This is a genomic window from Paenirhodobacter sp., from assembly GCF_050177655.1.
In the GTDB taxonomy this organism is placed as follows: Bacteria; Pseudomonadota; Alphaproteobacteria; order Rhodobacterales; family Rhodobacteraceae; genus Rhodobacter.
In genome coordinates this window covers 95,974-119,242 of sequence record NZ_JBFXGV010000004.1, presented here as the reverse complement: position 1 = coordinate 119,242, position 23,269 = coordinate 95,974, and the positions used below count along the sequence as shown (strand labels likewise).

The 23,269-nt window shown below is 67.5% G+C and carries 23 protein-coding genes, 1 tRNA gene and 1 riboswitch; of the genes, 11 read left to right on the top strand and 13 right to left on the bottom strand.

From position 1 onward, the window contains the following. Positions 1 to 20 precede the first annotated feature (20 nt). From AB7U46_RS03370 to AB7U46_RS03355, 4 genes are all read left to right on the top strand, one after another. The gene (locus AB7U46_RS03370) at positions 21 to 1,160 is read left to right on the top strand and encodes a primosomal protein N' (replication factor Y) - superfamily II helicase (RefSeq protein WP_428335519.1); all 1,140 of its coding nucleotides are present in this window, start codon (positions 21 to 23) and stop codon (positions 1,158 to 1,160) included. A 58-nt stretch (positions 1,161 to 1,218) separates the two neighbouring features. Beyond that, positions 1,219 to 2,142, top strand: a complete 924-nt coding sequence (locus AB7U46_RS03365) for a carbohydrate kinase family protein (RefSeq protein ID WP_428335518.1) — start codon at positions 1,219 to 1,221, stop codon at positions 2,140 to 2,142. After that, positions 2,139 to 2,588 (top strand): D-aminoacyl-tRNA deacylase, encoded by a 450-nt coding sequence (gene dtd / locus AB7U46_RS03360; RefSeq protein WP_428335517.1) that lies wholly within the window; start codon positions 2,139 to 2,141, stop codon positions 2,586 to 2,588. Before AB7U46_RS03365 ends, dtd begins: the two co-directional genes overlap by 4 nt. A 225-nt stretch (positions 2,589 to 2,813) precedes the next feature. Further along, positions 2,814 to 4,151, top strand: a complete 1,338-nt coding sequence (locus AB7U46_RS03355; protein WP_428335516.1) for a DEAD/DEAH box helicase — start codon at positions 2,814 to 2,816, stop codon at positions 4,149 to 4,151. Positions 4,152 to 4,166: 15 nt separating this feature from the next. Here the strand turns inward: AB7U46_RS03355 and AB7U46_RS03350 are convergent, their stop codons facing one another. After that, on the bottom strand, positions 4,167 to 4,628 hold the full coding sequence (locus AB7U46_RS03350) for a hypothetical protein (protein WP_428335515.1): 462 nt from the start codon (positions 4,626 to 4,628) through the stop codon (positions 4,167 to 4,169). Positions 4,629 to 4,883: 255 nt separating this feature from the next. Here AB7U46_RS03350 and AB7U46_RS03345 point away from each other — a divergent pair, with 255 nt between their 5' ends. After that, positions 4,884 to 5,489: a thymidine kinase gene (locus AB7U46_RS03345; protein ID WP_428335514.1), complete on the top strand. Its 606-nt coding sequence runs from the start codon at positions 4,884 to 4,886 to the stop codon at positions 5,487 to 5,489. Between the two features lie 82 nt (positions 5,490 to 5,571). Here AB7U46_RS03345 and AB7U46_RS03340 read toward each other — a convergent pair whose 3' ends face one another. From AB7U46_RS03340 to AB7U46_RS03310, 7 genes are all read right to left on the bottom strand, one after another. Next, on the bottom strand, positions 5,572 to 6,690 hold the full coding sequence (locus tag AB7U46_RS03340) for a beta-ketoacyl-ACP synthase III (protein WP_428335513.1): 1,119 nt from the start codon (positions 6,688 to 6,690) through the stop codon (positions 5,572 to 5,574). Between the two features lie 56 nt (positions 6,691 to 6,746). Further along, entirely contained in the window at positions 6,747 to 7,691 is a 945-nt protein-coding gene (locus AB7U46_RS03335; RefSeq protein ID WP_428335512.1) for a 2-hydroxyacid dehydrogenase, read from the bottom strand. Continuing rightward, positions 7,691 to 8,026, bottom strand: coding sequence for a tRNA-binding protein (locus tag AB7U46_RS03330; RefSeq protein WP_428335511.1), 336 nt, complete (start codon positions 8,024 to 8,026; stop codon positions 7,691 to 7,693). The genes AB7U46_RS03335 and AB7U46_RS03330 overlap by 1 nt, the downstream gene beginning before the upstream one ends. After that, on the bottom strand, positions 8,023 to 8,835 hold the full coding sequence (proC, locus tag AB7U46_RS03325) for a pyrroline-5-carboxylate reductase (protein ID WP_428335510.1): 813 nt from the start codon (positions 8,833 to 8,835) through the stop codon (positions 8,023 to 8,025). The genes AB7U46_RS03330 and proC overlap by 4 nt, the downstream gene beginning before the upstream one ends. A gap of 24 nt (positions 8,836 to 8,859) precedes the next feature. Further along, complete coding sequence (locus AB7U46_RS03320; RefSeq protein WP_428335509.1) at positions 8,860 to 9,363, bottom strand: YbjN domain-containing protein; 504 nt, start codon at positions 9,361 to 9,363, stop codon at positions 8,860 to 8,862. A gap of 236 nt (positions 9,364 to 9,599) precedes the next feature. Next, positions 9,600 to 10,364 carry an enoyl-ACP reductase FabI gene (gene fabI, locus AB7U46_RS03315; protein ID WP_428335508.1) on the bottom strand — a complete coding sequence of 255 codons (765 nt, stop codon included), beginning with the start codon at positions 10,362 to 10,364 and terminating at the stop codon, positions 9,600 to 9,602. Between the two features lie 208 nt (positions 10,365 to 10,572). Continuing rightward, a complete protein-coding gene (locus tag AB7U46_RS03310; protein WP_428335507.1) occupies positions 10,573 to 12,051 on the bottom strand; it encodes a calcium-binding protein in 1,479 nt (492 codons plus the stop codon). Between the two features lie 316 nt (positions 12,052 to 12,367). On the opposite strand from AB7U46_RS03310, the gene AB7U46_RS03305 reads away from it, so the two are divergent. The 5 genes from AB7U46_RS03305 to AB7U46_RS03285 all read left to right on the top strand — a co-directional run bounded on the left by AB7U46_RS03305 (position 12,368) and on the right by AB7U46_RS03285 (position 17,593). Beyond that, positions 12,368 to 13,663: an extracellular solute-binding protein gene (locus AB7U46_RS03305; protein WP_428335506.1), complete on the top strand. Its 1,296-nt coding sequence runs from the start codon at positions 12,368 to 12,370 to the stop codon at positions 13,661 to 13,663. A 76-nt stretch (positions 13,664 to 13,739) separates the two neighbouring features. Next, positions 13,740 to 14,696 carry an ABC transporter permease subunit gene (locus AB7U46_RS03300; protein WP_428335505.1) on the top strand — a complete coding sequence of 319 codons (957 nt, stop codon included), beginning with the start codon at positions 13,740 to 13,742 and terminating at the stop codon, positions 14,694 to 14,696. A gap of 4 nt (positions 14,697 to 14,700) precedes the next feature. Beyond that, positions 14,701 to 15,543, top strand: coding sequence for a sn-glycerol-3-phosphate ABC transporter permease UgpE (ugpE, locus tag AB7U46_RS03295; protein ID WP_428335504.1), 843 nt, complete (start codon positions 14,701 to 14,703; stop codon positions 15,541 to 15,543). Then, positions 15,543 to 16,619 carry a sn-glycerol-3-phosphate import ATP-binding protein UgpC gene (locus AB7U46_RS03290; protein WP_428335503.1) on the top strand — a complete coding sequence of 359 codons (1,077 nt, stop codon included), beginning with the start codon at positions 15,543 to 15,545 and terminating at the stop codon, positions 16,617 to 16,619. Before ugpE ends, AB7U46_RS03290 begins: the two co-directional genes overlap by 1 nt. Further along, a complete protein-coding gene (locus AB7U46_RS03285; protein ID WP_428335502.1) occupies positions 16,616 to 17,593 on the top strand; it encodes an endonuclease/exonuclease/phosphatase family protein in 978 nt (325 codons plus the stop codon). The genes AB7U46_RS03290 and AB7U46_RS03285 overlap by 4 nt, the downstream gene beginning before the upstream one ends. Positions 17,594 to 17,659: 66 nt before the next feature. Here the strand turns inward: AB7U46_RS03285 and AB7U46_RS03280 are convergent. Together AB7U46_RS03280 and trxC are read right to left on the bottom strand one after the other, a co-directional pair. Further along, a tRNA-Ala gene (locus AB7U46_RS03280) sits at positions 17,660 to 17,735 on the bottom strand. Between the two features lie 95 nt (positions 17,736 to 17,830). Beyond that, positions 17,831 to 18,274, bottom strand: a complete 444-nt coding sequence (trxC, locus tag AB7U46_RS03275; protein WP_428335501.1) for a thioredoxin TrxC — start codon at positions 18,272 to 18,274, stop codon at positions 17,831 to 17,833. Positions 18,275 to 18,384: 110 nt separating this feature from the next. Here trxC and AB7U46_RS03270 point away from each other — a divergent pair, with 110 nt between their 5' ends. Beyond that, positions 18,385 to 18,633 (top strand): hypothetical protein, encoded by a 249-nt coding sequence (locus AB7U46_RS03270; RefSeq protein ID WP_428335500.1) that lies wholly within the window; start codon positions 18,385 to 18,387, stop codon positions 18,631 to 18,633. A 43-nt stretch (positions 18,634 to 18,676) separates the two neighbouring features. On the opposite strand, the gene gcvP is transcribed toward AB7U46_RS03270, so the two are convergent. The 3 genes from gcvP to gcvT are packed head-to-tail and all read right to left on the bottom strand — an operon-like array spanning position 18,677 to position 22,997. Further along, positions 18,677 to 21,508, bottom strand: a complete 2,832-nt coding sequence (gene gcvP / locus AB7U46_RS03265) for an aminomethyl-transferring glycine dehydrogenase (protein WP_428335499.1) — start codon at positions 21,506 to 21,508, stop codon at positions 18,677 to 18,679. Between the two features lie 4 nt (positions 21,509 to 21,512). Then, positions 21,513 to 21,869, bottom strand: coding sequence for a glycine cleavage system protein GcvH (gene gcvH / locus AB7U46_RS03260; RefSeq protein WP_428335544.1), 357 nt, complete (start codon positions 21,867 to 21,869; stop codon positions 21,513 to 21,515). 18 nt (positions 21,870 to 21,887) lie between these two features. Continuing rightward, positions 21,888 to 22,997 (bottom strand): glycine cleavage system aminomethyltransferase GcvT, encoded by a 1,110-nt coding sequence (gcvT, locus tag AB7U46_RS03255; RefSeq protein WP_428335498.1) that lies wholly within the window; start codon positions 22,995 to 22,997, stop codon positions 21,888 to 21,890. A gap of 153 nt (positions 22,998 to 23,150) precedes the next feature. After that, a riboswitch (glycine riboswitch) is annotated at positions 23,151 to 23,241 on the bottom strand. Between the last annotated feature and the right edge of the window lie 28 nt (positions 23,242 to 23,269).

Sequence of the window (23,269 nt, the reverse complement as noted above, 5' to 3'; positions counted from 1 at the left end):
GGACGGAGCGGGAGAGGCGGATGAGCGGCATGCCGAAGGTCGCACGAGCGGGCGCAGCCCCGGTCGAGCATCATTTTCAATGCGAGAGCTGCGGCGCCGATCTGCGCTTTGCCCCCGGGCAGGAGCGGCTGGTCTGCGACCATTGCGGCCATGTGCAGGACATCCCGAAGGCCACCGGCCGCGGCCTCGCGCATCTGCGCGAGCTGCCACTGGCGGCCGGTCTCGCCGCCGATCTGCCGGCCGAGGAGATGGAGGAGCATCGCTCGGTCTCATGTCCGAATTGTGGGGCTTCGATTGAGGTTTCCGGCGCGGATCACGCGCTGAATTGTCCGTTTTGTGCTACTCCGGTCGTGCTCGACACCGGCACGAAACGGCTGATCAAACCGCAGGGACTGGTGCCGTTCCAGCTGACCGAGGAGGAGGCGCGCGCCGCGCTTGGCCGCTGGCTGGGCCGGCTCTGGTTCGCGCCCTCGGGGCTCGCGCAATATGCGCGGCGCGGCCGCAAGATGAGCGGCATATACGCCCCGTTCTGGACCTTCGACGCCGCGAGCCGCACCGGCTACAGCGGCCAGCGCGGCGATTACTACTACACCACCCGGCAGGTTCAGGTGATGGTCGATGGCCGCCCGCAGATGCGGACCGTGCAGGAGCGTCACATCCGCTGGACCCCGGTCTCGGGCCGGGTCGCGCGCGATTTCGACGATGTGCTGATCTATGCCGCGCGCTCGCTGCCGCCGCCCTACATCGCCGCGCTGCAACCCTGGGATCTTTCGGCGCTGCAAGGCTACGCGCCTGATTACATTGCCGGTTTCGAGGCCGAGGCCTATACGGTCGAGCTCCATGAAGGCCATCACCTCGCCCGCGCCGAGATGCTGCGGGTGATCCAGTCCGACGTGCGGCGCGACATCGGCGGCGACGAGCAGCAGATCGGCCGGCTCGATCCCGCCTTCGCCGCCGAGACCTTCAAACATGTGCTGCTACCGGTCTGGACCGCCGCCTACAGATACCGCGACCGCTCCTATCGCTTCGTCGTCAACGCGCAGACCGGCGCGGTGCAGGGCGATCGCCCCTGGTCGGCCTGGAAGATCGCCTTCGCGGTGATCCTCGCGGCGCTTGCGATCGCGGCGATCGCCTATTTCAGCCAGACCCAGGGGCAGTGATCCGATTGCGCGGCGCCCGCCCCGGCGCTACGACTGTCCCGCCCAAGGGGAGGAAGCGATGATCCTGAGCTGCGGCGAGGCGCTGATCGACATGTTGCCGCGCGAGGGCGCGGGTGGCGAGCCCTGCTTCGCCCCCTGCCCCGGCGGTTCGGTGTTCAACACCGCGATTGCGCTCGGCCGGCTCGGCGCGCCCGCGGGCTTCCTCTCGGGGATTTCCACCAACCTCTTCGGCGCGGTACTGACCGAGGCGCTCGCCGCCGCGCGGGTCGATGCAAGCCTTGCGATCCGCTCCGACCGGCCGACGACGCTCGCCTTCGTGCGGCTGGTCGAGGGCCAGGCAAGCTACGCATTTTACGACGAAAACACCGCCGGACGGATGCTCGCGCCCGGGGAAATGCCGGCGCTCCCGGCGCAGGTGCAGGCGCTGTTCTTCGGCGGGATTTCCCTTGCGGTCGAGCCCTGCGGCGCGGCCTATGAGGCCTTGATGCTGCACGAGGCGCCGCATCGGCTGACCATGCTCGACCCGAACATCCGCCCCGGTTTCATCCGCGACGAAGGCGCCTATCGCGCCCGGCTCGACCGGATGATCGCCGCCGCCGATATCGTGAAACTCTCCGACGAAGACCTGCGCTGGCTTGCCGGCCCGGGCGAGATCGAACCGCTCGCGCACGGCCTCCTCGCCCTTGGTCCGAAGCTCGTCTTCGTCACCGAGGGCGCGGTGGGCGCGCATGGGTTTTCCGCGCATGATACCGTCTTCGTCCCCGCGCAGCGCGTCGCCGTGGTCGACACGGTCGGCGCGGGCGACACGTTCAACGCCGGCGTGCTGGCCGAGCTGCACCGCGCCGGGTTGCTGTCGAAAACCGCGGTGGCCAGTGCCGATGGCGCGCTGATCGAGGGCTGCCTGCGCCTTGGCGTGGCCGCCGCCGCCATCACCGTCAGCCGCGCCGGGGCCAATCCGCCCTGGGCAGAGGAGTTGCAATGAGAGCACTTATCCAACGAGTCACCTGGGCCGACGTGGTCGTCGACGGGCAGACAATAGGAGAAATCGAACAAGGGCTGCTGATCCTCGTCTGCGCGATGCAGGGCGATACCGAGTCCGAGGCGGAGAAGCTCGCCGGGCGGATCGCGAAGCTGCGGATCTTCAAGGACGAGGCCGGCAAGATGAACCGCTCGGTCACCGACATCGGCGGCGCCTGCCTCGTGGTGAGCCAGTTCACGCTCGCCGCCGACACCTCGCGCGGCAACCGCCCGGGCTTTTCCACCGCCGCCGCGCCCGAGATCGGCGACCGGCTTTATCAGCATTTTTCCAAGGCCTTGCGCGATCTTGGCCTGCCGGTCGAGACCGGCGAATTCGGCGCCGACATGGCGGTGAGCCTGACGAATGACGGGCCGGTCACGATCTGGATGGATACCGCCGATCGCGCCTGACGAGCGGTTTTTCTTGACTTTCCGCGCCGCAGCGCCCATCTGCGGGATATCCGCAACCGCTGCCGCGTGAGCAGCCGCGCCGGGGCCTCGGGCCCGCGCAAGGGCGGATTTCGGCCTCACAATCACGCGGGGGGCCAGCGGGCGAGAGGCCCGCGCCCGCCCGCCCCGCCGGACAGATGTCCGGCCCGATCCGTTGCGCCCTTTGGCGCCAAGAAAGACAAGACTTTGGAAAACTTCGACAATCTCGGCCTCGCGCCGATCCTGCTGCAAAACCTCGCCGGCATCGGCCTGATCAAACCGACGCCGATCCAGGAAAAGGCGATCCCGCAGATCGTGCGCGGCCGCGACCTGCTCGGCCTCGCGCAGACCGGCACCGGCAAGACCGCGGCCTTTGGCCTGCCGATGCTCACCCGCATCATCGCCTATGGCAAGCGCCCCGCGCCGAAGACCGTGCGCGCCCTCGTGCTCGCCCCCACGCGCGAGCTGGCCACGCAGATCCACGAGAACCTGAGCGCCTATGCCGAGGGCGCGCCGGTGCGGATCCAGCGCGTCGTCGGTGGCGCCTCGATCAATGTGCAGACCGAGAAACTGGCGAAGGGCACCGATGTGCTGATCGCCACGCCGGGGCGGCTGATCGACCTGATCGAGCGCCGCGCGCTGGTGCTGAGCGAGACGAAATACCTCGTGCTCGACGAGGCGGACCAGATGCTCGACATCGGCTTCATCCACGCGCTGCGCCGGATCGCGAAGCTGATCCCGGCCGAGCGGCAGACGCTGCTCTTCTCGGCGACGATGCCGAAGCTGATGGAGGAGCTCGCCGACAGCTACCTCACCGATCCGGTCCGCGTCGAGGTCGCCCCCCCGGGCAAGGCCGCAGAAAAGATCGACCAGGGCGTGCATTTCACCACCCAGGGCGAGAAGGCCGCGCTGCTGGCCGAGTATATCTCGAAACACCCGGGCGAGCTGGCGGTGGTCTTCAACCGCACCAAGCACGGCTCCGACAAGCTGGCCGGCCTGCTCGAGAAATGGGGTTTTTCGGTCACCGCGATCCACGGCAACAAGAGCCAGAACCAGCGCGAACGCGCACTGAACGCCTTCCGCGCGGGCGAGATCGAGATCCTCGTGGCGACCGATGTCGCCGCGCGCGGCCTCGACATTCCGCTCGTCGCCCATGTCTACAACTACGACCTGCCGAACGTGCCGGAGAACTACGTCCACCGCATCGGGCGCACCGCGCGCGCGGGCCGTGACGGCCGGGCGGTGGCCTTCTGCGGGCCGCTCGAGATGACCGAGCTGCGCGCGATCGAAAAGGCGATGGGGGCGAAGATCCCGGTCGTCGGCGGCGAAGCCCATGCCGAGGGCGGCTCGCGTCCGGCGCCGGGGCAGCAGCCGAAGGGCAAGAAGCCGCATCGCGGCCGCGGCCCGAAACCCGCCGCGAAGCCGGCCGAAGGCGGCAAGCCCGCCGCAAAACCGCAAAAGCCCGGGGCGAAATCCGCGGCCCATGCCGGGGCCGGTGGCAATGCGCCGCCGAGCCGCAGCCGGCGCGCGCAGCGGGGGCACTGAGCCCCCGCCCGGGGCTCAGCGGACGGTTTCCTCCTCGAGATGCATCTTCATCTCGATCAGCACCTTCTGCAGCGCCTGGGTCTCCGAAATCAGGCGCCGCGCCTCGTTGATCGTGATCTTCCCGTCCATGATCGACTGGTGGTACTCGGCCATCAGATTGGCGAAGCGCTGGCTCAGCACCACGACGTCGGAGCTGACCTGCCCGTCGGGCAGGGCATTGCGCCGGCTCTCGTCGATCGAGACCTCGAGCCCGGCGATCTCGGCCAGCGCCTGGGTCACATGCGAGAACTTCGCCACCGCCTCGATCTTGGCCACGACGTCGATCGGCATGAAGCGGTCGGCATGTTCGGGATCGGCGGAATAATAGCGCCCGAGCGTCGCCTTCGACTTGCCGCAGGCCTGCGCCGCCGCCTCGATCCCGACATCCTTCACCAGAGACTCGGTGTGCTTTTTCAGGTAACCGTCGATCTTTTCCATCATTGCAACCACTTATCCGCGCCACGCACCTGAGACTGGGAAATCCGCCCTCCCATTCCCCTTATCCTGTCCCCCCGAAATTGTCACACAGAAAGCACCCGCAACGCGGGGAGTGTGAGGATCGGCCATCCCGGGCCGAGATGGGTGGGGGCCTCCGTGGGCACGGGCGGGAACCGTGCGGCCGAGATACCGGCGATCCGCGGAGGTCTTCTTTCCGGCGCTTGCGCCACGCGCGCACCGGGGCTATGGGGCCTCATGGCCAAGCTTTACTTCCATTACTCGACGATGAACGCGGGCAAGAGCACGCTGCTTTTGCAGGCCTCCTACAACTACATCGAGCGCGGGATGCAGACCTATCTGCTCACCGCCAGGCTCGACGACCGCGCCGGTGCCGGGCGCATCGCAAGCCGGATCGGCATCGGCAGCGCGGCGGAGATTTTCGACGCCGGCACAGATATGTTCGAAAAGGTGCAGAAACGGCTTGAAACAGGCCCCTGCGCCTGCGTTTTTGTTGATGAAGCGCAGTTCCTCAGCGGTGCGCAGGTCTGGCAACTGGCCCGGGCGGTCGACGATCTCGACGTGCCGGTGATGTGCTACGGGCTGCGCGTGGACTTCCGCGGCCAGCTCTTCCCCGGCTCCGCGGCGCTGCTCGCGCTCGCCGACGAGATGCGCGAGGTGCGCACGATCTGCCATTGCGGGAAGAAGGCGACGATGGTCGCGCGGCTCGGCCCCGACGGGCGCGCCCTGCGCGACGGCGCGCAGGTGCAGATCGGGGGCAACGAGACCTATGTGAGCCTGTGCCGCCGGCATTGGCGCGAGGCGGTGGGCGACGGTCTAGCGGGGACTGGCGACGGAAAGTGAGTATTTATGCCAAGAAGAAGATGCCGTTTCTTCTTGGCCCAAATACTCCCGCCGGAGGCATCCGGCACGTCCTCTGGCGCGATCAGAACTTTTCGACCAGCACCGAGCCCACCGAATAACCCGCCCCGAAGGAGCAGATCAGCCCCTTGTCGCCCGGCGCGAAATCGTCCGAGAAGCGGTCGAAGGCGATGATCGAGCCGGCCGAGGAGGTATTGGCGAATTCCTGCAGGATGTTCGGCTGTTCGCCTGGCTCGGGCTCGCGGCCAAGCACCTTGCGGCCGATGAAATCGTTCATCGTCTTGTTCGCCTGATGCAGCCAGAGCCGGCGCAGATGCGCGGCATCGGTGCCCACCTCGGCCAGATGCGCCTCGATATGGGCGACGACGAGGGGGAGCACCTCCTTGAAGACCCGGCGCCCCTCCTGCATGAACTGCATGTCGCGCCGGTCCGCGAGGCCGTCGGGCCGGGTGCGGCGCAGAAAGCCGTTGTTGTTGCGGATATGGTTCGAGAATTGCGTGGCGCAGCGGCTCGAGAGCACCTCGAACCCCTGCGAAGCCTCCTCGCGCCGCTCGATCACCGTGGCGGTGGCGACGTCGCCGAAGATGAAATGGCAGTCGCGGTCGCGCCATTCCAGGTGGCCCGAGGTGATCTCGGGGTTCACGACGAGGGCGCGACGCACGGAGCCGGTGCGGATCATATCCGCCGCGGTCTGGATCCCGAAGGTCGCCGAGGAACAGGCGACGTTCATGTCGAAGGCAAAGCCCCCTGCCCCGAGAAGCTTTTGAATTTCAATCGCAATCGCCGGATAGGCGCGCTCCATGTTGGAGGCGGCGCAGATCACGAGGTCGATCTCCTCGCCCCGGCGCCCGGCTTGCGCCAGCGCCTTCTCGCAGGCGTCGAGCGCCATTTCCGCCATGATCCCCGGCTCGTCATCCGAGCGCTGGCGCAGGCGCGGATACATCCGCGCGGGGTCGAGCACGCCCGACTTGTCCATCACATAGCGGCTCTCGATGCCCGAGGCCTTGAGGATGAATTCGCTCGAGGAATGCTCCTTCGCAGCCAGCTCGCCCGCCGCGATCGCCGCCGCATTCTCGGCGTTGAAAAGATCGGCATGGGCATTGAAGGCGACGACGAGCTCGTCGTTGGTGATGGTCTCGGGCGGGACGAATACGCCCGTCCCGGTGATCGCAGGGCTGAACATGATCTTCTCCACAGGTCCGCCCAGATGCACCGGTTGTTCCCGTCAGGTCAAGAAAATCACACCGCGTTCGGGGGCGTTCTTCCGTCGCGGAAGGCGCGCAGATTGTCGAGCGCCATGAAACCCATCGCATCGCGCACCTCGAGCGCCGCGGTTCCAAGATGCGGCAGCAGCGTGACAGTGTCGAGCACGCGGAGACGTTCGGGCACGAAGGGCTCGCGCTCGTAGACGTCGAGCCCGGCGCCGGCGATGCGGCCTTCCTCCAGCGCCGCGATCAGCGCCGCCTCGTCGACGATATCGCCGCGCGCGATGTTGATCAGATGCGCATGGGGTAGCATTTTTGCGATCTCGGCCGCGCCGATCAAGTGATGCGTCGCAGGGCTCGCGGGAACGGCGATCACCACGAAATCGCACTTTTCCAACAATTCGTCCTGAGAGACCTGTTTCGCGGGCAGGCCGGGATCGGGCAGAGGCGTGCGCTTGGAGAACAGCACTTCCATGCCGAAGCCGTAATGGCAGCGGCGCGCGATCGCACTGCCGATCCGCCCCATGCCGATGATGCCGACGCGCTTGCCGGTGACGTGATGGCCGAGGAACTGCGTCGGCGTCCAGCCGGTCCAGGCGCCCGAGCGCACGAAGCGCTCGCCCGCCGCGGCACGCCGCGCACTCATCAGGATCAGCGTGAGCGCGATGTCGGCGGTGGCATCGGTCACCGCACCCGGCGTGTTCGTCACCGTGACGCCCGCCGCCTTCGCCGCCGCCACGTCGATATGGTTGTAGCCCACGCCGAAATTCGCGACGATCTTCGCGCGCAGCGGCCCCGCAAAAGCCTGCGCCGTCAGCCGGTCTCCAAGCGTCACCAGAAGCGCATCGTATTCGGCAAGCGCTGCGGCGGCTTCCGCCTCGGTCATCGGCGCGGCGCCATTGCGGAAGGTCACGTCGAATTCCGCCGCGACCTGTGCCTCGACCGCCGGCGTCAGCGCGCGGGTGACGAGGAGCCGCATCAGAAGAGCCGCCCGCCGAGCGGCACATCCGCGCCGGGGGCGACGAGCACGACCTCGCCCGCGGCGTCGGGCACGCCGAGCGTCAGCACCTCGGAAATGAAGGGGCCGATCTGGCGCGGCGGGAAATTGACGACGCCCATCACCAGCCGCCCGGGCAGCTCCTCGAGCGTGTAATGGGTGGTGATCTGCGCCGAGCTCTTCTTCACGCCGATCTCGGGGCCGAAGTCGATCGTCAGCTTGTAGGCCGGCTTGCGCGCCTTCGGGAAGAGCTCGGCGGTGAGGATGCGGCCGACGCGGATGTCGAGTTTCAGGAAATCGTCGAACGTCGCGCTCATTTGCCAAGCTCCCGGCCGCGGTCGGCGGCGGCCTTCACCGCGCGGAGAAGGAGCGGGCCGAAGCCGGTTTCCGCATCCATCAGCACGGCGAGCGCGGCGGCGGTGGTGCCGCCCGGCGAGGTCACGTTGATGCGCAGCTGCGCGGGGGAATCGCCAGCGTCTTCAGCGAGTTGCCCGGCGCCGCCCACGGTGGCCTTGGCAAGTTTCATCGCGAGACCGGGGGCGAGACCCTCCGCCTCGGCCGCGGCGGCGAGCGCCTCGATCAAGAGGAAGACATAGGCGGGGCCGGAGCCGGAAACGGCGGTCACCGCGTCGATCTGCGCCTCGGCCTCGAGCCGCACGACCTGCCCCACCGCCGACAGCAGCCCCTCGGCAAGGTCGAGATCGGCAGGCGTTGCGGTGGCATTTCCGACAATCGCGGTGATGCCCCGGCCGATCGCGGCGGGGGTGTTCGGCATCGCGCGCACGAGCGGCGTGGCAGCGCCGAGAGTGGCTTCGAAACTGGCGATCGTGGTGCCCGCGGCGATCGAGACGAAAAGCGTCGCACCCCCGCCCAGCGCCTGCAACTGCGGCAGCGCGGCGCCCATCATCTGCGGCTTCACCGCGACGAGAACCACCGCCGGCGCGGCGGGCAGCGGGTCGTTCACGGCGACGCCGGTGCCCTTCAGCCAGTCGGAAGGATGCGGGTCGACCACATGAACGGCCTTGGGCGACAGCCCCTCGCGCAGCCAGCCGGCGAGCAGCGCCGAGCCCATCTTGCCGCAGCCCAGAAGCACCAGGCCGCGCGCCTCGATCGCAGAAAAATCCATGTCGTTCCCCTTTCGGGGGCGACCTTAGGCGCGGCCGTAGGCCTCCGCAATGGCGACCTTCATCGCCGCCTCGGGGGTCTCGTCGCCCCAGCAGCAGAGCTGCATCGCCGGGTAGAACCGCTCCGCCGCCATCACCGCGCCGCCGATCAGCCGGTCGATCTGCTCATGCGAGGCGATCTGGCCGCCGGCGAGCACGAGGCCATAGCGCCAGACCATCAGCTTCGGCTCGGGCCAGAAGGTGAAGCCGCCGGTCCAGACCTGATCGTTGATGCGGTTGAGCAGATCGTAGAGCGCGCCTTCGCGGTCGCGCGGCGGGTCGAGTTCGAAGGTCGAGATCAGCCGCAGCGTTTCGTCCTGCGCCGACCATGCGAGGGTGATCGAATAGGAGCGCCACTGCCCCTCCACCGCCATCGCGATCTGATCCTCGGCGACGCGGTCGAAATCCCATTCATGCGCCTCGGCCAGCGTCTCGACGACGTCGATCGGGTGGATCTCGGTCCCCTCGAGATAGTCCTCGGTCAATGCCATGCTCAGCCCCCCGGTGTTCTGTGCCCCCAGGATGCAGCCCCTAGGGTTTGGTATTGTCGCTAGGAACGGCGGTGGCAGCCACCTTTCCTACAATATATCGTGTCCTGCGTCGGGGCTTCTGTAAAGCGATTTGTCGTGGATAACTCGGCGCGCCGCCACGATATCTGGGGATAATGACCGAAACGGAAAGGGGGCGCGCCATCGCGGGCGCGCCCCCTTCGGTGCCGGGAAAGCGATCAGGCGGTGATCGAATAGCCGCCGTCGATGTCGTGGATGCCGCCGGTGAGGTTCTTCGCCTCGGGCGAGGCGAGGAAGGCCGCCATCGCGCCGACGTCGTCGATCGTGGTCAGCATATGGGTCGGCGCGCGCACCGTCGCCTCGGCGAGGAGCTTGTAGAAATGGTCGATGCCGGAGGCCGCGCGGGTCGCCAGCGGTCCGGGCGAGAGCGCATGCACGCGGATCCCCTTTTCGCCGAGCTCGGCCGCCGCATAGCGCACCGAGCTTTCGAGTGCGGCCTTCACCGGACCCATGATGTTGTAATGCTCCACCACCCGGGTCGAGCCGAAGAAGGAGACCGAAAGGCAGGTGCCCCCCTTCGCCATCAGCGGTTCGGCGGCGCGGATCATCCGCAGGAAGGAATGCACCGAGATGTCCATCGCGCGGCCGAAGCCCTCGGCCGACGTGTCGATGACGCGGCCGTGCAGATCCTCCTTCGGCGCGAAGGCGATCGAATGCAGGATGGTGTCGACCTTGCCCCAGCGCTCCTTCAGCTCGGCGAAGACGGTCTCCATCTCGCCGGGCACGGTGACGTCGAGCGGCATCATCACCTCGGCGCCGAGCTCCTCGGCGAGCGGGCGGACATGCGGCTCCGCCTTGGCGTTGAGCCAGGTCACCGCGAGATCGGCCCCCTGATTGCGGAATGCGCGCGCGCAGCCATAGGCGATGGACTGTGCATTGGCGATCCCGACGACGAGAATCTTCTGTCCCTGTAACGAAAACATGCTGCCTCCGAGCGTTGTTCGCCGCCATAGAGACACGACTTCTTTGAAAAATGGTAATGAAATTTCTGCATCGCAGAGATTTTGCTGCGTCGCAGCGCCAACTTTCGGGATCGCGTGACGATCGCGGGCGCAGCGCCGAAACAAGCGGCACCTCTGCGACATCTCGCCGCAGATGGCGGGCGGCGCGCCCTGGCGCCGCCCGCGCGGTTCAGAGGATCAGATCGCCCGCCGCGATTTCGGTGACCCCGACCAGCATGATCGAGAAATCGGCACCGCCATCGCCGTCGACGTCCCCCTCGAGGAAGCCGTTGCCATTCACCACGCGCATCCGCAGCTCGCCCGCATCGCCCGAGAAATGATCGACGAAGGTGAAGGCGCCGTCGCCCGCGGCGCCGATGTCGGCGTCGATCTGCGACAGGTCGATCCGGTCCTCGCCCGAGACGAAATCGGCGATCCGGTCGCGCCCGGTGCTCAGGCTGTCGCTGACCCGGCGGAAGACGAAGCTGTCGCCATCCCCGCCGCCGCGCAGCACATCCGCGCCGCTGCCGCCGATCAGCGTGTCCTCGCCCCAGGAGCCGAGGAGCGAATCATTGCCGCCCCCGCCGAGAAGCCGGCTGTCGCCATTGCCGTCGACCACGGTGTCGGCCCCGGCGTCGCCATAGAGCAGGTTCGCGCCGCCGCCGCCCTCGATCGAATCGTCGCCCCCCGAGCCGAAGATCGTGTCGTCGCCGCGGCCGCCCAGAACCGTGTCATTGCCGTCGTCCCCGTCGAGCAGGTTGTCGAAGGCATTGCCGGTGATCGTGTTGGCCAGCGCATTGCCGGTGCCGCGCAGGGCCTCGCCGCGCAGGGTGAGCACCTCGATCTCATCGGCGAGCGCATAGTCGCACCAGGCGCGCACCTCGTCGGTGACGCCGGTCTCGCTGCCCTCGGTGATCTCCACCGCCGGATCGTCGATCAGGTAGAGATCGCTGCCGGTGCCGCCGTTGACCACCCCGTTCACCGTGCCGCCGCGCAGGTCGATCACGTCGTCGCCCGGGCCCGTCAGCACGTCGCCAACGATCTGCCCGGTGTTGATCAGGTGATCGGCCCCGTTGCCGTTGAGCCGGATCGCCACATCCGTGCCCTGCATCAGCCCGCTGTTCACGATCCGGTTCCCCGCGAGCGAGGCGACGTTCAGCGCGGTCGTGCCGGAGATCGTGCCGCTGTTGATGATCGTATTCGCGTAGAGGCTGTCGCTCGTGCCGAAGCCGTTGTTGATCTGGATCGCGTCGTCATCCGCCGCGAAGATCGTGCCGGCATTGTTGATCCGGTTGCCGCCCGCCTGCAGCAGCACCCCATCGGTGCCGACGCCAGCCCCCGCGATCAACCCGAAGTTCGTCAGGATCAGGTTCGGAAAGCCCAGCCCCATGCCGAGCCCGTCGATCACCCCGCCGCCGCCGGTCGCACTGAGCGTGCCGCTCGCTCCGATGGTGATGCTGTTGGCCGCATCGTCGGTGTTCACCAGCGCGACGGCGGGGGCATCGGTGCCCATCACCGCACCGTAAACGGTGAGCGTCGCGCCGCTCATGGCGATCGGGGAAACGCCGCTCGCGGGCATCATCGAGCCCGCGGTGGTGACGAGCCCGGTTTCTCCGGCAGCGAGGCTTTGCGTGTTGCTCGTGCCATAGGTCACAAAGAAGGAAGTCATGGAAACCCCAGATGTTTTGGCGGTCGAAAGACCGTCCGGTTGCATCCGGGCACACCAAGGCACGCCGGCGAGGCCGACGACAATGAAGCGCACCCGGACAGTGTCGCGGTTGCTGCTTCACCGACCGGATCGCCCCACCCCACCGGTTTCGCAAGATCGAGCGTAGCGCATAGGCGGCGCTGCGTCCACCGCCGCGGGGCGCGCGGGCGCCGTTGCGTCACCCGCGCGAAGTTTCACCTCCCCGTCATCCGCCCGAGACATTTCCGACGTGAAACCGCGCGAGCTTCCCCGCGAAATCGCAACCGGGGAAACCACGATGCTGAAAACCGCTTCCTTTGCCACTCTGGCGCTCGCGCTCACCGCAACCACCGCGCTTGCGGGCACCGAAATCACCTGGTGGCACGGCATGAGCGGCCGCAACGGCGAGGTCATCAACGAGATCTCGCAGAAGTTCAACGACGCCCAGCAGGCCTGCCACCTCACCCCGATCTCGAAGGGCACCTATGAGGAGGCGCTCGCCTCCGGCATCGCCGCCTTCCGCTCGGGCGAGCAGCCGAACATCCTGCAGGTCTTCGACGCGGGCGCGGCCACGATCATCGCCGCCAAGGGCGCTACGATCGCCGCCGAGGATCTGCTCACCGGCGCGGGCAAGGCCTTCGACCGTGACGACTTCATCCCGGGCGTGCGGAATTTCTACGCCGACAAGGACGGCAAGTTCATCGGCATGCCGTTCAACTCCTCGGCGCCGATCATGTATTTCAACACCGAGGCCTTCGCGAAGGCCGGTGTCGAGCCGCCGAAGACCTGGGAAGAGTTCGAAGCGGTCGCGCCGAAGCTGAAGGAGGCGGGCTATATCCCGCTCGCCGCCTCGCAGCTGACCTGGATGATGGTCGAGAACTTCAAGTCGCGCAACAACCAGCAGTTCGCCACCAACGACAACGGCTATGACGGCGCCGCGGGCACCGAGCTGATCGTGAACGACGCGAACCAGGTGATGATGTTCGACAAGCTGAAGGACTGGGCCGACAAGGGGCTTTACGGCTTCTACGGCGCGGGCTGGGCGGACAACCAGAAGCCCTTCGAAGAGGGCAAGGTGGCGATGTGGATCGGCTCCTCGGGCTCCTTCGGCGGGCTCACGAAGACCGCCGTCATGCCCTTCTCGGCGACCTTCATGCCCTATTGGGCCTCCCTCGGCGAGGGCAAGCAGAGCTTCATCGGCGGCGCCGCGCTTTTCGCGATGGCGGGCAAGCCGAAGGCGGAGAACGACTGCACCGCCGAGTTCTTCTCCTTCCTGACCTCGCCCGAGGTGCAGGTCTACTGGCACGAGAACACCGGCTACGTGCCGATCACCACCGCCGCCTATGACCTCGCCAAGGAGCAGGGCTGGTACAAGGAGCACCCGATCGCCGAGGTCGGCATCCAGCAGCTGATGCTGCCGGGCGGCGAATGGACGAAGGGCTATCGCCTCGGCTTCTTCCCGCAGATCCGCTCGATCGAGGAGCGCGAGTTCAACCGCATCTTCTCGGGCGAGGTGACGCCGCAGCAGGCCTTCGACACGATCGAGAGCGAGGGCAACGCGCTGCTCGCCCGTTTCGCCAAGACCGGCGGCTGAGGCGGCCCACAGATCAACGGCCTCGGGCGCCCGCGCGCCCGGGGCCTTCGCTTTTCCCGCCCAGACCGGAGCGCCCGTGACCGATACGACCCTTTCCCCCGGCCCTGCCCGCCGCTGGCTGCGCCGGCTGGGCGGCGCCGATGCGCCCCCCGCCAAGCGCGTGCAGTTCGACCGCCCGCTGACGCCCTGGCTCTTCCTGGCGCCGCAGCTCGCGGTGGTGGTGATCTTCTTCTACTGGCCCTCGGTGCAGGCGGTGACCTCGAGCTTCTACCTCGAGGATCCCTTCGGTTTCGGCGCCTCCTTCGTCGGGCTCGACAATTACCGCGACACGCTGGCGGCGCGGGAATACCGCGGCATTGCGCTGTTCACCGCGGGCTTTGCCGCGGTGGTGACGGCGCTCGCACTTGGCCTGGGCCTCTTGCTCGCGGTGAAGGCCGACAAGGTGATCCGCGGCGCCGGCGCCTACAAGACGGCGCTGATCTCGGTCTATGCGATCGCGCCGCCGGTCGCCGCGCTGATCGGGATGATGCTTTTCGACATGCATGTCGGCCCCTTCACCCAGGCCGCGGCCTTTTTCGGCTATGACCTCAAGGTCGGCATCAACTACTGGGACACCGCCTTCGCGATGGTGCTGATCGCGGTCTGGAAGCAGATCCCCTACAATTTCATCTTCTTCCTCTCGGGGCTGCAATCGGTGCCGGTCTCGGTGCGCGAGGCGGCGCTGATCGACGCGCGTTCGGGCTGGCGGCGGTTTTGGGACGTGACGCTGCCGCTCTTGGCGCCCACCGCCTTCTTCCTGCTGATCATCAACGTGACCTATGCGCTTTTCGACACGTTCGGGATCATCGACGTGATCGTGAAGGACAAGCCCGCGAACAACCCGATGACCCTCGTCTACAAGGTCTATCTCGACGGGTTCAAAGGCAACGACATCGGCGGCTCCTCGGCGCAGTCGGTGATCCTGATGGTGCTCGTCGCGGCGCTCACCGTGGTGCAGTTCCGCTTCCTCGAACGCCGCGTGCATTACGGGTGAGCCGATGACCAGAATCAAACCCCTCGACCATGCGATCCTGATCCTCGGCGCGCTTTTCCTGATCGTGCCGGTGGCGCTTGCGGTGATGTCCTCGACCCATACGGCGGCCGACATCCACATGAATGCGCTCTCGCTCCTGCCCGGCGGCCACGGGGTCGAGACCTACACCAAGGTGCTCACCCACAAGGGCGGCTTCACCGGCGAGGTGACCGGGCTGCGGATGATGTTCAACTCGCTCGTGATGGGCCTCGGCTTTGCGGTGGGCAAGATCGTGCTCTCGATGTGCGCGGCCTATGGCCTCGTCTATTTCCGCTTCCGCTTTGCCACCGCGCTCTTCTGGATGATCTTCACCACGCTGCTCTTGCCGCTCGAAGTGCGGATCATGCCCTCCTATCAGGTGATGAGCGATCTGCATCTGCTCAACACCTGGACCGGGCTGATCGTGCCGCTGCTGGCCTCGGCGACCGGCACCTTCTACTTCCGCCAGTTCTTCAAATCCGTCCCCGACGAGATCCTCGAGGCGGCGCGGATCGACGGCGCCGGGCCGGTGAAATTCTTCCTCGACATCCTCGTGCCGCTCTCGCGCACGATGATGGCCGCGATCTTCATCATCATGTTCGTCTATGGCTGGAACCAGTATCTCTGGCCGATCCTGATGACGACGGACGAGCGGTTCTTCACGCTGATGCGCGGCATCAAGTCGATCCTGCAGGTCTGGATCGGCGCGCAGATCCCCGATTACAACGAAGCCTTCGCCCTTGCGGTGCTGGCGATGCTGCCCCCCGTGGCGGTCGTCGTCTTCTTCCAGCGCATGTTCATCAAGGGCCTGACCGAAAGCGACAAATGATGGCCGAGATCACCCTCAAATCCGTGGGCAAGACCTATACGGGCGGCGTCACCGCCGTCTCCGGCGTCGAGCTTGCGATCCGCGATGGCGAATTCATCGTGCTCGTCGGCCCCTCGGGCTGCGGGAAATCGACGCTCCTGCGCATGGTCGCGGGGCTCGAGGAGATCACCGCGGGCGAAATCGCGATCGGCGGGCGCGTGGTGAACGCGCTCGAACCGGCCGAGCGCGACATCGCGATGGTGTTCCAGAATTACGCGCTTTATCCGCATATGACCGTCGCCGAGAACATGGGCTACGGGCTGAAGAACCGCGGCACCGCGCGCGCCGAGATCGCCGCACGGGTGGCGGAGGCGGCAAAGATGCTCGAACTCACCCCCTATCTCGACCGCAAGCCGCGCGCGCTTTCGGGCGGGCAGCGCCAGCGCGTCGCGATGGGGCGCGCGATCGTGCGCCAGCCGGCGGCCTTCCTCTTCGACGAGCCGCTCTCGAACCTCGACGCGAAGCTGCGCGTGACGATGCGCGGCGAAATCCGCAAGCTGCAGCGCCGCCTCGGCACCACCGCGCTTTACGTCACCCATGACCAGCTCGAGGCGATGACCTTGGCCGACCGGCTCGTCGTGCTGAACGGCGGGCGGATCGAGCAGGTGGGCACGCCGCTCGAGGTCTATCACCGCCCGGCCTCGACCTTCGTGGCAAGCTTCATCGGCGCGCCGGCGATGAACCTCGTCGATGCGCGCGTCGAACACGGCCGCCTCACGCTCGAGGGCCATGACCTCGGCCCGGTCGCGGCCCCCGCGGGGCCGGTCACGCTTGGCCTGCGCGCCGAGGAGCTGCACCCCGATCCGACCGGCGTCCCGCTCGAGGTCGATTACGTCGAGGAGCTCGGCGCGAGCCGGATCGTGCATGGGCTGATCGCCGGGCAGCGCCTCGCCGTGGTGTTGCCGCCCGAGGCGCCGCTAAGCGCGCTCTTGCACCTGCGCCCCGCCCCGGGCGCGCTGCATCTCTTCGACACGATGACCGGCAAGCGCCTCGACAGCCCCGCGCCCCGCGCCCGCGTGACGGAGCCCGCGCTGTGATCCGCGAGACGGTTTCCGCCCTGCCCGCCCCCGGCGCGGCGGCGCGCGACCTTGCCGCCCTGCCCCGCACCGTCGTCGCGCATGACGCCCATGCCGCGACGATCCCGGCGCTGAACCTTGTCGAGACCGGCGGCACCGCGCCGCCCGCCCCGCTCGCCTTCCCGATCCGGGTCGCGGCCTGGAACCTCGAGCGCTGCCTCTTCCCCGAAAGCACCGCGGTGGCGCTTGCGGGCGCCGATCTCGTGCTGCTCTCCGAGATGGATTGCGGCACGGCCCGCACCGCGCAGAGCCACCCCACCGCCGAGATCGCCGCGACGCTCGGCATGGGTTACGCCTATGCGGTCGAGTTCCTGGAGCTTGGCCTCGGCTCCCCCGAGGAGCGCGATTTCTGCACCGATGACTTCAACCGTCTGGGATTTCACGGAAATGCGCTGATGGCGCGCGCGCCGCTTGGCGCGGTTTTCGCGCTGCGCCTGCCCGGCCATCGGCAATGGTTCACCGATGCCGATCAGCCGCGGCTGGGCGAGCGACTGGCGATCGGCGCGCGGATCGAGACCGAGGCCGGGCCGATGCTCGCCGTCTCCACCCATCTCGAAAGCGCCTGCGGCGCCGATCATCGCGCGGCGCAGATCGCCGCGCTGATCGCGGCGGTTGACTTGGCGTTTCCGGGCCTGCCGGTGCTGATCGGCGGCGATCTGAACACCGGCAACCACGCCGGGGGCGACTGGCGCGCCGAGGGGCTTTTCGCGGTGGCGCAGGCGGCAGGCTTCACCGCGCAGGGCGGGCCGGAGGAGGCCCCGACGACGCGGCCGAGCCTGATCACCCGCTGGCCCGAACGCGCGATGAAACTCGACTGGTTCCTCGCCCGCGGCCTGGAGTTGGGGGAAACCGCAATCCGCCCCGCGCTCACGCCCGACGGCACGCCGCTTTCGGATCACGACCGGATCGAGACGGTGATCCGCGGGTTCGGCTGAACCGGCGGTCAACAGGCAGAGCCCGCCCCACAGGGCGCGTCATATTTTCTTTTCAGGGGAACGGCTTGGTGGAGCTGAGGGGGATCGAACCCCTGACCTCATCATTGCGAACGATGCGCTCTCCCAACTGAGCTACAGCCCCTCGCCGTGTGCGGGCTTTTCGCCCAGGGCCGGGGCATTGTCAAGCGGCCCCGACCCGGTTTTTCGAAGATTTTTTCCGCGCCCGCGCGGCGCCCCTCAGGCAGAGACGCCAAGCTTGCTGCGCACGAAGGCGACGAGGTCGGAAGCCGGGCGCGCACCCGCCGCCCGTGCCACTTCGCGGCCCTTGCGGAACAGGATGAAGGCGGGAATCCCCTGGATCCGGTAGCGCTGCGTCGCGACCGGGTTTTCCTGCGTGTTGATCTTGGCAAAGCGCACCTGCCCCGCCATCTGCCCCGCCGCCGCCTGGAATTGCGGCGCCATCTGCCGGCAGGGGCCGCACCAGGGTGCCCAGAAATCGACGACGAGCGGCACGTCGTCGCGCTCGGCCTTGGCGAGGGTCTCGAACTCGACCTCGCTCACCTTGCCCGACATCAGCGGCGCGCCGCAGACACCGCATTTCGGCCCCGCCGAAAGCTTGTCGGCGGGAACCTTGTTCGCCTGCCCGCAGTCGAGGCAGGTCACTCTCAGACCCTCAGCCATCATGGCCTCCGTTACATTCGTGTTGCAGAATATATTGGAAAGCATCGGCCCGGATACAAGGAGCAAGCATGACCCCCTGGCGAGAATTGCCACCCGAGAAGCAGGCGCAGTTGCAGACCGCCTATGCCGAGGAGATGGCGCGGCAGACGAACACCTGCGCGATGGACGAAAAGATCGCGCGTTTCGCGGCCTGGCTTGCGCCGCTGGGCGTGAGCTTCACCGAGGAAGACCTGCCGCGGCGCAAACGGTTAGGGCGCGAGGGGGGCGCTGCCCCCCTTTTTGGCTGCGCCAAATTCACCCCCCGGAGTATTTCATCCAAGAAAAAGCCCTGTTTTCCTTGGTCAAATACTCCGGGGTGAATTCCGATCCGCAGGAGCGGAAGAGGGGCAGCGCCCCTCCCCTTCACTCGGTCATGTAGCTTTCCATCGGCGGGCAGGTGCAGACGAGGTTGCGGTCGCCATAGACGTTGTCGACGCGGCCGACGGGCGGCCAGTATTTGTCGACGCGGAAGGCGCCCGGCGGGAAGCAGCCCTGCTCGCGCGAATAGGCGCGGTCCCAGTCCGCGACCAGATCCTCGACCGTATGCGGCGCGTGATGCAGCGGGCTGTCCTCGGCCGCGATCCGCCCCTCGGCGACATCGGTGATTTCGGCGCGGATCGCCTCGAGCGCGGTGATGAAGCGGTCAAGCTCCGCCTTCGTCTCGCTCTCGGTCGGCTCCACCATCAGCGTGCCGGCGACCGGCCAGCTCATCGTCGGCGCATGAAAACCGTTGTCGATCAGGCGCTTGGCGACATCGTCGACGGTCACACCGACCTCGGCAAACGCGCGCGTGTCGAGGATGCACTCATGCGCGACACGCCCCCGGTTGCCCATGAAGAGGATCGGATAGGAGGGCTTCAGCCGCGCCGCGATGTAATTCGCGTTGAGGATCGCGACGCGCGTCGCCTGCGTCAGCCCAGCGCCGCCCATCATCAGGCAATAGGCCCAGGAAATCAGCAGGATCGAGGCCGAGCCATAGGGCGCCGCGCTCACCGGCCCTTCTTCTCCTCCGGTCTCCGAATGGCCCGGCAGGAAAGGCGCAAGATGTTCCTTCACCCCGATCGGCCCCATGCCCGGGCCGCCGCCGCCATGCGGAATGGCGAAGGTCTTGTGCAGGTTGAGGTGGCTCACATCGCCGCCGATCTCGCCCGGCTTCACCAGGCCGACGAGCGCGTTCATGTTCGCGCCGTCGATATAGACCTGCCCGCCGAACTGATGGGTGATGTCGCAAACCTGCTTCACCGTCTCCTCGAAAACGCCATGGGTCGAGGGGTAGGTAATCATGCAGGCGGCGAGGTTGGCGCCCGCCGCCGCGGCCTTTTCCGCGAAATCCTCGAGGTCGATATCGCCATTCGGCGCGGCCTTGACCACGACGACCTGCATCCCCGCCATATGGGCCGATGCCGGGTTGGTGCCATGCGCCGAAACCGGAATGAGGCAGACGCGGCGATGCCCCTCGCCGCGCGCGCGGTGATAGGCGGCGATCGTCATCAGCCCGGCATATTCGCCCTGCGCGCCGGAATTCGGCTGCATCGAGAAGGCGTCGTAGCCGGTGATCTCGCAGAGTTTCCCGGTGAGATCGGCGATCACCTCGGCATAGCCCTCGGCCTGGTTCGCCGGCACGAAGGGGTGCAGCGAGGAGAACTCGGGCCAGGTGATCGGCATCATCTCCGCCGCGGCGTTGAGCTTCATCGTGCAGGAGCCAAGCGGGATCATCGCGCGGTCAAGCGCGAGGTCGCGGTCGGAAAGCCGGCGCATGTAGCGCATCATCTCCGACTCGGCCCGGTTCATGTCGAAGACCGGGTGGGTCAGGTAGGGGGTGGTGCGCAGCATCGCCTCGGGGAAGCCGAGCTCGACCGTCTCGGGCGCGGGCTCGGTGATGCCGAAAGCGTCGAGCACGCGGGCGATCACGTCGCCATCGGTGAGTTCGTCGACCGAGATGCCGACGCGGTCACGCCCGACCCGGCGCAGGTTGATGCCGCGGTGGCGCGCGGCCGCCAGAATGCCCTGCTGGCCCACGCCGACCTTCACCGTGATCGTGTCGAAGAAGGCGGCGGGCTGCACCTCGGCCCCGGCGGCGAGCAGCGCATCGCGCAGCCGCACCGCGTTGAAATGCACCATTTCCGCGATGCTGCGCAGCCCGACCGGGCCGTGGAAAACGGCGTAGAAGCTCGCCATCACCGCAAGCAGCGCCTGCGCCGTGCAGACGTTCGAGGTGGCTTTCTCGCGGCGGATATGCTGCTCGCGCGTCTGCAGGCTGAGGCGGTAGGCCTTGTTCCCGCGGCTGTCGATCGAGACGCCGACGATGCGCCCGGGCATCGACCGCTTGAATTCGTCGCGCGTCGCCATGAAGGCCGCATGCGGGCCGCCATAGCCCATCGGCACGCCGAAGCGCTGCGCCGAGCCCACCGCGATATCGGCCCCCATCGCGCCCGGCTCCTTGAGCAGGCAGAGCGCGAGCAGATCCGTCGCGACCACCGCCAAGGCCTTGGCCGCGTGGAGTTTTTCGATCAGACCCGTGAAATCGCGAACATGGCCATAGGTGCCCGGATACTGGAAGATCGCGCCGAAGACCTGCTCGGGCACCAGCGCCTCGGGCTCGCCCTTGACGATCTCGATGCCAAGCGGCAGCGCCCGCGTCTCGATCACGCCGATCACCTGCGGATGCAGGTTCACGTCGACAAAGAACGCCCGCGCTTTCGATTTCGCCGAGCGTTCGGCCATCGTCATCGCCTCGGCCGCCGCCGTCGCCTCATCAAGCAGGCTCGCGTTCGCGACCGGCAGGCCGGTGAGATCCGCCACCATCGTCTGATAGTTCAGAAGCGCCTCGAGCCGCCCCTGCGCGATCTCCGGCTGATAGGGGGTATAGGCGGTGTACCAGGCCGGGTTTTCCAGAATGTTGCGCTGGATCGCGGGCGGCGTGACGGTGCCATAATACCCCTGCCCGATCAGCGAGGTCATCACCCGGTTCTTCGCCGCCACCCCGCGCAGCTTCGCAAGCAGCGCATGTTCGGTGAGCGGCGCCCAGGATAGCGGCGCCTTCTGGCGGATGCTTTTCGGCACCGTCTCGTCGATCAGCGCCTCGAGGCTCGGCGCCCCCACGGCCTTGAGCATCTCGGCCATCTCGGCGGGGCTCGGCCCGATATGGCGGCGGTTCGCGAAATCGTAGGTATCGTAGCGCGTGGGGGTGAACATGGCCTTACCCGATGAAATCCTTGTAGGCGGCTTCGGACATGAAGCCCTCGATCTCGGTGATGTCGGCGGGTTTCATCTTGAAGAACCACGCCCCCATCGGATCCTCGTTCACGAGGCCGGGGCTGTCGGGCAGCTCCTCGTTGATCTCGACGATCTCGCCGTCGATCGGGGCGAGGATGTCCGACGCCGCCTTGACCGATTCGATCACGCAGATCTCGTCGCCCTTGGCGACCTCGCTGCCCGGCTCGGGCAGTTCGACAAAGACGACATCGCCCAGCTGTTCGGAGGCGTGCTCGGTGATGCCCACCACGACGAGGTCGCCCTCGATGCGCAGCCACTCGTGGTCTTCGGTGAATTTGATCGTCATCTGGGGGGCTCCTCAGCGCTTGTAGGTGTTGGGAAGGAAGGGCATTGCGGCGATCACCGCGGGCAGGCGCTTGCCGCGCACCTCGCCAAAGACGGTGTCGCCCGGCTTCAGATCGGCGGGCAGATAGGCCATCGCCATCGGCGCCTCGATCGAGGGGCCGAAGCCGCCCGAGGTGACGGCGCCGATGGGCGCCCCGCCCTCGGCGGCGGCGAAGATCTCGACCCCTTCGCGCATCGGCGCGCGGCCCTCGGGGCGCAGGCCCATGCGCTTGCGCGCCGGCCCCTCGGCCAGCTCGCGCAGGATGCGCGCGGCGCCCGGGAAGCCGCCTTCGCGCGCACCGCCCGCGCGGCGCGCCTTCTGGATCGCCCAGGTCAGCCCCGCCTCGACCGGCGAGGTGGTGGTGTCGATGTCATGGCCGTAAAGGCAAAGCCCGGCCTCGAGGCGCAGGCTGTCGCGCGCGCCAAGGCCGATCGGCGCGACCTCGGGCTGGGCCAGCAGCGCGCGGGCGAAGGCCGCGATCACGCTTTCCGGCACGGAAATCTCGAACCCGTCCTCACCGGTATAACCCGAGCGCGAGACCCAAAGCTCGGCGCCCTCGAAGGCGAAATCCGCGGCCTCCATGAAGCGCATCGCGGCGACGCCCGGCAGGATCCGTTCGAGCGCAGCCTCGGCCTGCGGCCCCTGCAGCGCGAGCAGCCCGCGCCCGGTGACGACCTGAACGCCCGCGACATGGGCCTGAAGATGCGCGATATCGGCCTCGGCGCAGGCGGCATTGACGACGAGGAACAGATGCCCCGCGCGGCGCGTCACCATCAGATCGTCGAGGATGCCGCCGGCGTCATTGGTGAACATTGCATAGCGCTGCCGGTTCAGCCCGAGCCCGGCGATATCGACCGGCACCAGCGCCTCGAGCGCGGCCACGGCCTCGAGCGGCAGGATCACCTGCCCCATGTGGCTCACGTCGAAAAGCCCCGCGGCGGCGCGGGTGTGCAGATGCTCTTTCAGCACCCCCATCGGATATTGCACGGGCATTTCCCAGCCCGCGAAAGGCACCATCTTGGCGCCCAGTTCCACATGCAGATCGTAAAGCGCCGTGCGCCTGAGCCCAGCTTCCGCGGCCATCGCGTCCCCTTTCAGCCGGAAACCCCGGCACCGAATCCCATGGCCTTTCGGCCCGCTCGATGCCCCCCCTGTCCTTGCCCGCCTGCGCGGACGCCTGAGATCATTATCCCTTCGGCGGGCTCCGCCACGCGGCGGCGCCTCTCTCCAGAGTCCTTCGTCAGAACGGTCCTTTCGCCTGAGAGTTTACCGGGGCGGTTGCTCCTTCGGCCCTGACCTTGCGGCCAGTGTCTCCCGATCCTGACACAAATCGGATAGCCGAGGCCGCGCGCGGC